The sequence below is a fragment of the Flavobacterium sp. DSR3-2 genome (assembly GCF_049896525.1).
GTDB lineage: Bacteria > Bacteroidota > Bacteroidia > Flavobacteriales > Flavobacteriaceae > Flavobacterium.
On the sequence record NZ_JAFCUM010000007.1, the window covers coordinates 67002 to 77287 of the forward strand.

Below are 10286 nucleotides of genomic sequence, written 5' to 3' on the forward strand. Positions count from 1 at the left end.
TCTTTTATGTAATTGTAATTTTTGTTTTAATCTCTGTGTCGAATTTAAAAGCAGTTGCATTTCCTTTATTCATCATACCATAATAGGAAGAATCATAAGATTCACACACGTCGGGAGTTACCTCTTTATCGTCTTCCAATGCTTGAAATTTGACAGGGCTTTCATCGTGATGCCATATTTGGAATTTTTCAAAATTATTTAATCCAATTACCTCATCAATTACAACCCATTCCTTTGAATTTTTCTTTTTGATGACACTTCTTTTATGGGTAGCTTTTGAATTCAGAAACTGGAAAGCGGCGATTTTGCCTTTGAAAATAAATTCACTATTTGTTTCCGTTAACTCGGCTGAAAGAGACTTTGTCCAATAATACCATATAAAACGGCTTCCTTTTAACATTTGGGAATGACTCTCCACCATTACCGTATTATGGGAAGCCGTTCCCATAAAATAATCCTGATATTTTTTTTCTGTATTGTATTTATAACTGCCCGAATCCCTCAAAAGGTTTACTCCATTGCACCAGATATCCAAATGCAAATTATCTGCCTGATACGGTCTGTCTTTGTAATTCCCACATCGTATAAAAGTAAAAGTGTCTGATTCCCGAATCAGATAATAACCCCCTTTTGGATAAGAAATCGCACCGTCGTTTTTTTGAATTATTTCATTGACAGGAAGACTATTTGACTTTTGTTTTAACCAATAAGAGTCTTCCCTGCTATTTTTGTTGTCGAAAAGATGCTGGCCATATAGAATAAAATGCAACGTATTCAACTGTGGTCTATAGTCTCGGTACTCTGAATTAGATAGTGGAAAAAACAAAGCACCATCGTTAGAACCATAGTTGGGCAGGTGTCCATTTTCCTCTTGTAGACATTGGTACAGAAAATCCAATGATTTTGCAGCACGGTCATAAATAACGCTTGAAAACTTTTTATGATGCAATTCTGTTAATGCAATCCCAAACGACAATAATTGAACCACTACCCTGTGGTAGTTCATCGAAAATTGAAGAAATGTGCCATCTTCATAAATTTGATATTCCACTTCCTGTTCAAACCATTGTCTTCCCTTTTTTGCCCACTTTTTAGTTTCAGGAATAAAAGGAAATAACAATTCGCTAATTGTTAGTGCTAAAGTTTCTGTAATGGCATGGTTGTTTCGAACTGCAATTCTTGAAAAATTAATGTGATGATACACATGCTGCAACGACCAATAAATAGCGTTCTGGATTTTATTCCAACGTTCTTCTGAAAGTTCTTTGGAATTTTTGTAAAAATATAACGCATACATCCAGTTGAATAGGCGCAAGGAAATTTCCTGACTGCATTTCCAATTGGGTCCCTCATTTGTGGGATTGGCATCTATCCAACTTTCAATCTCAGAAAACACAAAAGCAGAATGATCTTCATTAAAATGATAATCATATCGTAGTATGGTCAGTAGATACGTAAACCTTGACTTTTCCCAAACATATTTTATGTCTCCATTAGCAGGGTTAAAGTCGTTGATTTCGGACCAATGTTTTGTACCGTCGTATTTAAATCCTGTTTCAGGATTGGTAATCCAGTCGTAATTTAAACCTAAATCTTTCCATTCTGAACTAAAAAAACAAATTTCTCCATTCAAAATTTTATGAGCAGAATCTTTTAGAGATCCATCTGGATTTTTAGAAAATGATATCGATTCTCGTTCTTTGATTATAAAAGGAATATCAAGTTTTTTCCAAACTTGCAGAGATATAAAAGACTTATTTTCAGGATTTACCGGATGCCTTTTCTTCAACAACCCCATCCGTTTCTCCAATTCATGTCGAATTCTATAGGAAGCATAACGGATTCCCATATTTTGAAACAGTCGATAAGCTAATTTAATATTCAATTGGTTTACTTTTTAATTACAATTCAATCCATTGATTAGTTTTTAAACTTTCGATAGCGGCAAATGATGCTTTTGTCGTATTGACAATTTCTTCAAATGGAATTAAAGCAGACCCACCATTTTTAGTTTGACTGATTAATTTATGAAATTGGTTTTTATGCCCTTTATCCAATTTGGTTTTCAACTTTGAAAAACCCTTGAATCCAAAACCCTCCGTTTTCCTGAAATTATCCATTACCAAAGTTCGATCTTGTGAATAAACCTCTACACGTTCTTTTGAATAGGCTTTTGAACCGTTAGAAAAATAATTAATAACCCCTGTAGAACCATTTTCATATTTCAATAATATTGTTGCATTATCTGTGTTTTCTTCTGGATTTATACCCATAGCATTCATACAAACAGCTTTGACTTTACTGCCGGTCAAATAAGTAATTAAATCAATAAAGTGACAAGCTTCTCCAATAATTCTTCCTCCACCCACTAACGTATCATGAATCCAAACATTTGCCGGAATATTCCCTGCATTCATCGTGGCAATTATATTCATTTGAGAAGTCCCCAATAATGATTTCATTTTTTCGGTATGCGGAGAAAATCTTCTGTTGAAACCAACCATAACCGTTTTGCCAGACTTTGCCTGAGCCTCAATTACTTCATTTAATTCCTGTTCATTTAGCGCCAATGGTTTTTCCACAAAAACATGTTTTTTGGCTTCCAAAAATTTCACGGTCATTTCGGCATGAAGGTTGTGGCGCGTGGTGATTAATACCAGATCAACTTCATTGTCTTGCAAAACATCATCCACATTGGTGGTTGAATGAGAGAATCCATATTTTTGCGCCATAGCCGTTCCGCTAACGCCTCCCTTACTGGCAATATATTTATAATTGGCACCACTCGCTTTTAAAGCAGGCAGCATCGTCATTTTTGTAAAATTGCCAGCACCGATAATTCCGATAACACCATTTTGACCTGTATAATTGGCTTCTTTTAATTGAATGGTATTTTGAGGTGCTATGTCCGTTTCATTATATTTTAAAATTGAAGCTATTGATTTACTGGAACCTATTTCTCCATAAATTTCTAAATAATTATCCAGTGGAATTACTTCAGTAATCATTTCTGTCACCTGCAGTTTTCCTGCAGAAATAGACTGTAGAATGGCTTCAAAATTTCTTTTTTCTGTCCATCTTACAAATGCTAAAGGATAGTCTATTCCCCTATTTTCATAATTCTCGTCATATCGACCTGGCCCATAGGAACAGGATACCTGAAACGATAATTCTTTTTCGTAGAATTCAGCCCTGCTCAAACTTAAACCAATAACACCAACCAAAATGATACGTCCTCTTTTGCGTGACATTTTAGCTGCTTGTGAAATAATTTCATCCGTTTTTGCAGAAGCTGTTATAATAACACCATCAGCACCAATCCCATTAGTGTTTTCTTCCACAAATTTTACAACATCACCATTTCTTGGGTTAAAAGGGATAATCCCCCATTGGTTGGCCAAAGCCAATTTGCTTTCATCAATATCTACACCAATAACCTTGCAACCATTGGCCACTAATAATTGGGCAGTCAACAATCCTATTAATCCTAAACCAGTGACAACTATCGTTTCACCAAGTGTTGGATTTAATAACCGAATTCCTTGCAAACCGATAGAACCTATAACTGTAAAAGCGGCTTGTTCGTCAGACACATTATCTGGAATATGGGCAACCAAGTTTTTAGGGATAGAAACAAATTCGGCATGCTGCCCATTGGAAGCAACCCTGTCGCCAACTTTAAACTCACTAACCCCTTCACCAACCGCTATTACTTTTCCTACATTACAATAGCCCAATGCCAAAGGCTCTCCCAGTTTATTAAAAACGGCTTCTAAAGTTGGAACTAGTCCTTCTGTTTTTATTTTATCCAAAACTTGTTTAACCTTATCAGGTTGTTGTCTTGCTTTTGAAATTAAATTTGATTTACCAAATTCAACAAGCATACGCTCTGTACCCAATGAAACCAAAGAACGCGTCGTTTGAATTAAGACAGTTCCTTTGGTCACCTGAGGTGCCGGAACTTCTTCTAATATGGTTTGTCCTGTTTTAAAGGACTGAATGATTTGTTTCATTTTTCTAGTTTATTATCATAAAATTGTCTCATCCACGATTCAATAGCCAACAAAGACCAAATTGGATAGGACAAATCATCACCGCCTTTTTTGTTCATTTCTAATAATTCATTTACTTTTTCATAATCAAAAATACCCCGCTTTTCAATTGCTTCTTTACTCAAATAATCGTCTATAAGTTCTGACATATCATTTAAAATCCATTTTCTCACTGGTCCGCCAAAACCAGTTTTCCCTCTGTATATTATTTCTTTTGGCAAATATCTCTCGGCAACTTTCTTTAATAAATATTTAGTTTCACTACCATTCAATTTGAGTTTGGGAGGTATAGTTGTTGAAAATTCAACCAGTTCTAAATCTAAATAAGGAACCCGCACCTCAATCCCATGTGCCATACTTAATTTATCAGTGTAATTTAAATTATGACTTACCAAAAAAGTATTTATTTCCCAAAAGAGCATTTTGTTCAAATTTGATTTTTCTTTTGGTATTAAAGTATTTAAAAATTTAAAATAACTATGAATATCAATTTGGCTTTTATTTAAAAATAAACCATTTAATTTATCCTGATCTATCCAGTCAAAATAACCTAACATAATTTCCTCGGTTGATTTATCGATATTTTTAGTCAGTTTATTTAGCCTTCTTGATAATGAATTTGTTTGGTTAAGCTTACCAACAATATTTTTCATTAATTTTCTTAAAACCACAGGACAAAAAGAAATTATTTTTGTAAATTCTAATGCTTGATGCCTTCTATATCCAGAAAAAATATCATCTCCACCCGTTCCTCCTAATAATACTTTTATTCCTTTTTCCTTTGCAACTTTACATATATTATACACATGTATAGGAGCGGGATCAGCCTGTGGTTCATCTAAAAAATATATGATTTTATCAAAATCGTTTAATATCTCTACAGTGGAATCAACTACATTTAAATTTACATCCAAATATTTCGCTACTTTTTCTGCGTAATAAAAATCGTCGACAAATCCTTCATTCTCAATATTATGAGTTTTAATTGTAAAACAGTCCAGTTTTTTTTTCGGATGTAATTTTTTGGCAATAGCTACTACCAAACTGCTGTCAAGACCTCCTGACAAAAAAAAGCCAATAGGTACATCTGATAGCATTTGTCTTTGTACAGCGCTAACTAATTTTTCTTCCAGCAAATCAATTAATTCTGCGTCAGATTTATTGCTGAATGAGTTGGAATCAAAAGGGATTGAATAATAGCGGGTAAATTTTAACTCATTAATTTTACTTGCATTTCCGGTAATATAATTACCCGGTAATAGTTTTTTTATTTGTTTTATAGGAGTAAGATTTCCCGGAGCCCACAGAAAATTAATATAATTTTTCAGCGCCGTTTGGTCAACATCCATATTTTTTAAGTACGGAAGCAGCGCTTTTGCTTCGGAGGAAAACCCTATTTCATTATCGTTTAAAAAATAATACAATGGCTTAACCCCAAAATGATCTCGGGCGATTATGAAATCCTTTGTTTCAAAATTATAAAAGGAAAAAGCAAAAATACCGTTCAGTTTTTTTATAAAATCGGTACCTTCATTAATTAAACCATACAATAAAGTTTCTGTATCACTGGTTGATGAAAAATTGACACTCGAAAGATATTTTTCTCGCAACTCTAAATGATTGTAAATTTCTCCGTTAAAAATGATAGAGAAATTCTTGTCTGAAGAATACATTGGTTGATTTCCTCTAGCAGATAAATCTAAAATTGACAAACGGGTATGACCTAAATAAAAATGTTCTCCTGTTATAAATTCTGAATGATCCGGTCCTCTATGAGAAATTTTCTCTAAAGAGACTTTATTTAAAAAAGAAGACCCCTGGTTTCCAAAATAACCTAATATTCCACACATAAGCGCTGGTCAATGTTCAAATTAAATTTAGTTTTCTATATTTTTAATAAAGCGAGTATATATCTCACTTATATCCTAGAATTAAATACTTTTTTGCCTACCTTAAGGATCTTTAGTCCTGTAATAATTAGTATTTAATTGTTGACCTCGCTTTATACCCAATGGTCATTTTATTTGTAGTATATTCTTTTATTCCAGCAAAACTATTAATTTATCAATTTCGTTAAAAACCAACTGTTCTGTGGAAATTATTTCTTCTGCTACCGCTAATTTAAAGGCATCTGCGATGCTCTCAATTTTGGTCGGGTCAAATACTAACGAAGGTTTACAGACAGCGTAAGTGTAGGGCAAATCAGACCCAATTATATCGCATTGATTTTCAATGGCTTCAACAAGCCCCAATCCAAAACTCTCAGTCAACGATGGATATATAGAGAAAGCTGCTTTACCGTAAATCATCCCTAATTCACCTCTAGGAATAAAACCCCAATTGATTATGGGATACCCTTCTTTAATTCTTGTTTCTAAAATACTGTTTAAGTCTTTAAACTCTTTTCCAATTGTCAAGTGGAGTTCTCCATGTTTTATTTCGTCATAATAGCTACAAAATGCTTCTATCATATTGAAATGATTTTTATGTTTGGTTCCTGAACTAACATATACAAAACTGTCTTTTTTCCCTCTTTCAATATTAGACTTTTTGATTGAAGGATAAAAAGGAATAATCAATACTTTTTCATTTTCTGATTTTGGAATTTTATTTAAAAAGGAATCTTTCATTACTTGCGTTTGCACAATGAAAAAATCTGTATTTTTAAGCAACAAATTAAAAAATAACGTTTTTATTTGATAAACAATCTTATCCTTGATTGAAATTTCTTTGGGTATTTCAAGAAAGAGTTTCTGATGAAAATAAGTGTAAACTGCAGCTTTTATTTTTAAAGAAGGTGGCAAATTACCGAAACATAATACTTTTGAAAAATTTACACCGTTTTTTTTGTAAAATTTATACCTCGATAAGATCCCGGTTTTTAAAAATAATTTCTTGTTCTTTGGAATATCCTTAAAGTCATTTTTACACCTATCGTCAAAAAGATAAAAAACATCAAGACCTGATTGCTCCAGTTCAGCTACCAGATAATCTAAGAGGACTTTACCACCGCTATTATTTATATATAAGGCATCTAGAAGGATCATATATTCTATATTAATTGCAGAAGACTATTTATTGAAATATCTGGAGTAATATACAAACCTAATTCTCGACTTTTACATGAGAAAACATATAATTCATTATCATTCATGTTAATCATTTTTATTAAGGCTTGTTTCATCTCAATTATATCATTGGCTTTAACTTTAAAGCCATTATAACCATTTATCACGAAGTGTGGCGCTGCTCCACAAATATCAGTACAAACAATAGGCAATCCTGAAACAGCGGCTTCATGAATCACTAAAGCCCATTGTTCTTTTAAAGAGGGTAAAATCAAACATCCTGAATTTTGTATTTCATGAATTAATTCTGCTTGATTCATGTAATCCTTTATGATAATTGATTTATTACTTCTTAAACTATCTTTAAGAATACCATCTCCAATTAAAGTTAATGTCCAGTCTTTTTTATCTGAAATAGCATCCCAAGCTTTAATCAATACATCCAAACCTTTTCCAAGAGAAAAATTACCTATGTAAATAAAATTTTTCGGATAATTTTCTAATTTAACCTCCAGATTAATTTTATTAAACAAGTCCACGTCTGCCGTTAAAGAATTTAATATGATATTCCCTTTACTATACCCTAATTTTCTTGCATATTCAAATTGATATAAACCCGCTGCCCATATATGTGTAAAAGCTTTTTTCACGTGAAAGGGGCTTATCAATGCATTAATTCTCTGCCGTATTGTTCCATACCATTGCGTATCTGAATAACTCACAATAGGGACTTTAAGTATTTTCATTAATTTTTTTGCAATCCAAACATATTCTGGGATCATCCAACCTGCTACAACTATTATATCAGGATTATAGGATATTATATTAGCAAGAATTTCTTCCTTTTTTTGATTTTTGTAATGGGTTGTCGCAAAATTATCGAGTACTGGAATGTTTGTAATAAATCTTGCGACATGATATGCTAAAATATCACAATCATGATCTTCTATAAGTTTGCGAATAGTAAGAACCTGATGCGGTACATAATCGATAATTAAAAAAACTGCTTTCATGAATTCTATGATTTTTTAAATTAATTTAGCATTATACTTTTGCTAATATAATTTAATTAAAATCTACTAAATAACGAGTAAAATATTTTGCCGAAAATTACTATTGTTGATTTCATTATAAACTTACAATTTTATTAAATATTCTTATTATTAAAGTGGGGATTGGTATATTGGCTCTATCCCGTTCTTTATTAGCTAATACTGTATTTTTATCACCTAGAGAATCCCCATATTTTAAGAACTCAACTGAATACTTTTTTATTTTTTTAAACTTAACCTCTTTTAGCAATGAAAACCTATAGAACAAATCTAAATCTCCTGCAATTTTAAAATTGATAAAATCGAAACCACCCACTTTATAATATAATTTTTTTGTAAAAATTGCAGATGGTTGTATAAACGGAAATATACCATTTTTTAATAAAAATTTGGCAAAATATCTTCCTTTCACGTTTTTTATCCTTTTTCCTGATATATTTATAAAAAATGCGTCCGAATAAACAACGTCACTTTTAGAGTTGACAATTGTGGTGTACAATTTCTCAAATCCATTATTTAAAATAATATCATCTGAATTTACCCATGTAATAATATCCCCAATCGATTCTTTGAACCCTAAATGTATCGCATGGTACATCCCTCTACCTTCTTTCTGATGGATCACTTTTACATTGGAAAATCTTTGAATAATTTCCAATGTACCATCCGTTGAGCCTCCATCCACTATTATATGCTCAAAGGGTATGGTTAATTTCTCTATTGATTTAATATTGTTTTCAATAAAATCAGCTCCATTTAACACCGGAGTTATAATACTAATCATATTTTTTCTTTTAAAATTTGTTTTTCGTTTTTTTGAGCAATAAATAAAAGAACAGCGATTATTAATAAGAACATAGATGTATCTACAATAAATTGTGAAAGCATCACGCAAATAAACAAAGCCTGTAATTTTTTGTCAAAACCTTTAAGAGCATTTTTGAATCTTCTAAAAAAAACAAACCATAATGTTAGACCTATAATTCCTGAACGTGCAGTTAAGTTAACTAAAAAACTATGAGGTACACTATCAATTCTATTTTCATATATGGCATAAGAGGATGCTGTTAAATAAGGTGAGGATGGAATACTAATCATATTTGGACCTGTTCCTATTATAAAGAAAAAGGGTTCATCGTAAAGAAAATTTAATGCGGCTCTGTCAAATATTTCAAAACTGCTGAAAATTTCAGGTTCTTGAGCATTTACTTTTTCTTTTTGATTATAACCACCACCGTTTGACACCATATTTTCTATTTTTTTTAATGTGCTTTCCTTAAAAAATTCGTTTTGGTTAAGAAAAAATAGTAAAAAAAGAATGAGTGGAATACCAAAAAAAAGATACTTATATCTTTGTGTAATTATAATAAATACTGTTCCCCAAACTAAAGTCATTAAATATGCTGATGCAGATAAACTTATGACTAAACCAATAATCGAAGACCACATACCGATTTTAATAAGCTTATTTTTATTACTAGCCCTAAACGTTACCAAAAATAGCAAAACAAAAGAACACATACGGCCGAAAGCTCTAGGCTCTCCGTTAAATCCGGTAAAACGGTCACCTAATATTCTTGACCCTGAAAAAAATATCTGTTTTAAACCTCCATTCAGAGCAGTATCAAAAAATGCCATCATCAAAGTAAAAAACATTATTAAGGAAATCGCTTTCAATAAATAATCTATAGTTATTCGCTTTTTGTTAAGCCATAATAACAGTATTAACATCAGAGCAAACTCAGCAAACAGCCTAAATATTTGAATTATTGCCCTACCTTCCGCTTTCTGGCTCCAACTTCGTTCATAATCATATCGAGATTCCCATGGCTCAATATACCCAAAAAAAATAGCCAAAAAAATAAGATAAAAAAGTTCAATATAAAGAGGTCTAATTAATTGTCTATTTTTTAATGATATAAATTTATAATCCAACAACAGTTTTGGAATATATACCAATGCAATGATATAATGAACCGCTAATGAAAAACCCAAAGACAATTCAAACATATCATTCATTAATGATATAATGATTATAGATACTATCCCTGTTGTATTATCTCTTAAAAAAAAGAAAAAAAAAAGGATAAGCAATAAAAAAGTTCCAATCATTC

General features: G+C 31.7%; 7 protein-coding genes. All 7 read right to left on the minus strand.

Features of this window, described 5'->3' with window-relative positions; translation table 11 throughout:
- Positions 1-4: 4 nt before the first annotated feature.
- Complete coding sequence (locus ACP7AV_RS09990; RefSeq protein ID WP_426091842.1) at positions 5-1885, minus strand: alginate lyase family protein; 1881 nt, start codon at positions 1883-1885, stop codon at positions 5-7.
- A gap of 16 nt (positions 1886-1901) precedes the next feature.
- Positions 1902-4013 carry a bi-domain-containing oxidoreductase gene (locus tag ACP7AV_RS09995; protein WP_426091843.1) on the minus strand — a complete coding sequence of 704 codons (2112 nt, stop codon included), beginning with the start codon at positions 4011-4013 and terminating at the stop codon, positions 1902-1904.
- Positions 4010-5902, minus strand: coding sequence for an asparagine synthase (glutamine-hydrolyzing) (asnB, locus tag ACP7AV_RS10000; protein ID WP_426091844.1), 1893 nt, complete (start codon positions 5900-5902; stop codon positions 4010-4012). Before asnB ends, ACP7AV_RS09995 begins: the two co-directional genes overlap by 4 nt.
- A 189-nt stretch (positions 5903-6091) precedes the next feature.
- A complete protein-coding gene (locus ACP7AV_RS10005) occupies positions 6092-7099 on the minus strand; it encodes a glycosyltransferase (RefSeq protein WP_426091845.1) in 1008 nt (335 codons plus the stop codon).
- Between the two features lie 5 nt (positions 7100-7104).
- On the minus strand, positions 7105-8133 hold the full coding sequence (locus ACP7AV_RS10010; RefSeq protein WP_426091846.1) for a glycosyltransferase family 4 protein: 1029 nt from the start codon (positions 8131-8133) through the stop codon (positions 7105-7107).
- A 115-nt stretch (positions 8134-8248) separates the two neighbouring features.
- On the minus strand, positions 8249-8956 hold the full coding sequence (locus tag ACP7AV_RS10015; protein ID WP_426091847.1) for a glycosyltransferase: 708 nt from the start codon (positions 8954-8956) through the stop codon (positions 8249-8251).
- Complete coding sequence (locus ACP7AV_RS10020) at positions 8953-10284, minus strand: hypothetical protein (RefSeq protein ID WP_426091848.1); 1332 nt, start codon at positions 10282-10284, stop codon at positions 8953-8955. The genes ACP7AV_RS10015 and ACP7AV_RS10020 overlap by 4 nt, the downstream gene beginning before the upstream one ends.
- Positions 10285-10286: the final 2 nt, after the last annotated feature.

Coding starts and splice junctions, on each gene's coding strand:
- ACP7AV_RS10015 (WP_426091847.1), bottom strand. CDS start 8,956: ATGATTAGTATTATAACTCCGGTGTTAAATGGAGCTGATTTTATTGAA.
- ACP7AV_RS09995 (WP_426091843.1), bottom strand. CDS start 4,013: ATGAAACAAATCATTCAGTCCTTTAAAACAGGACAAACCATATTAGAA.
- ACP7AV_RS10020 (WP_426091848.1), bottom strand. CDS start 10,284: ATGATTGGAACTTTTTTATTGCTTATCCTTTTTTTTTTCTTTTTTTTA.
- asnB (WP_426091844.1), bottom strand. CDS start 5,902: ATGTGTGGAATATTAGGTTATTTTGGAAACCAGGGGTCTTCTTTTTTA.
- ACP7AV_RS10010 (WP_426091846.1), bottom strand. CDS start 8,133: ATGAAAGCAGTTTTTTTAATTATCGATTATGTACCGCATCAGGTTCTT.
- ACP7AV_RS10005 (WP_426091845.1), bottom strand. CDS start 7,099: ATGATCCTTCTAGATGCCTTATATATAAATAATAGCGGTGGTAAAGTC.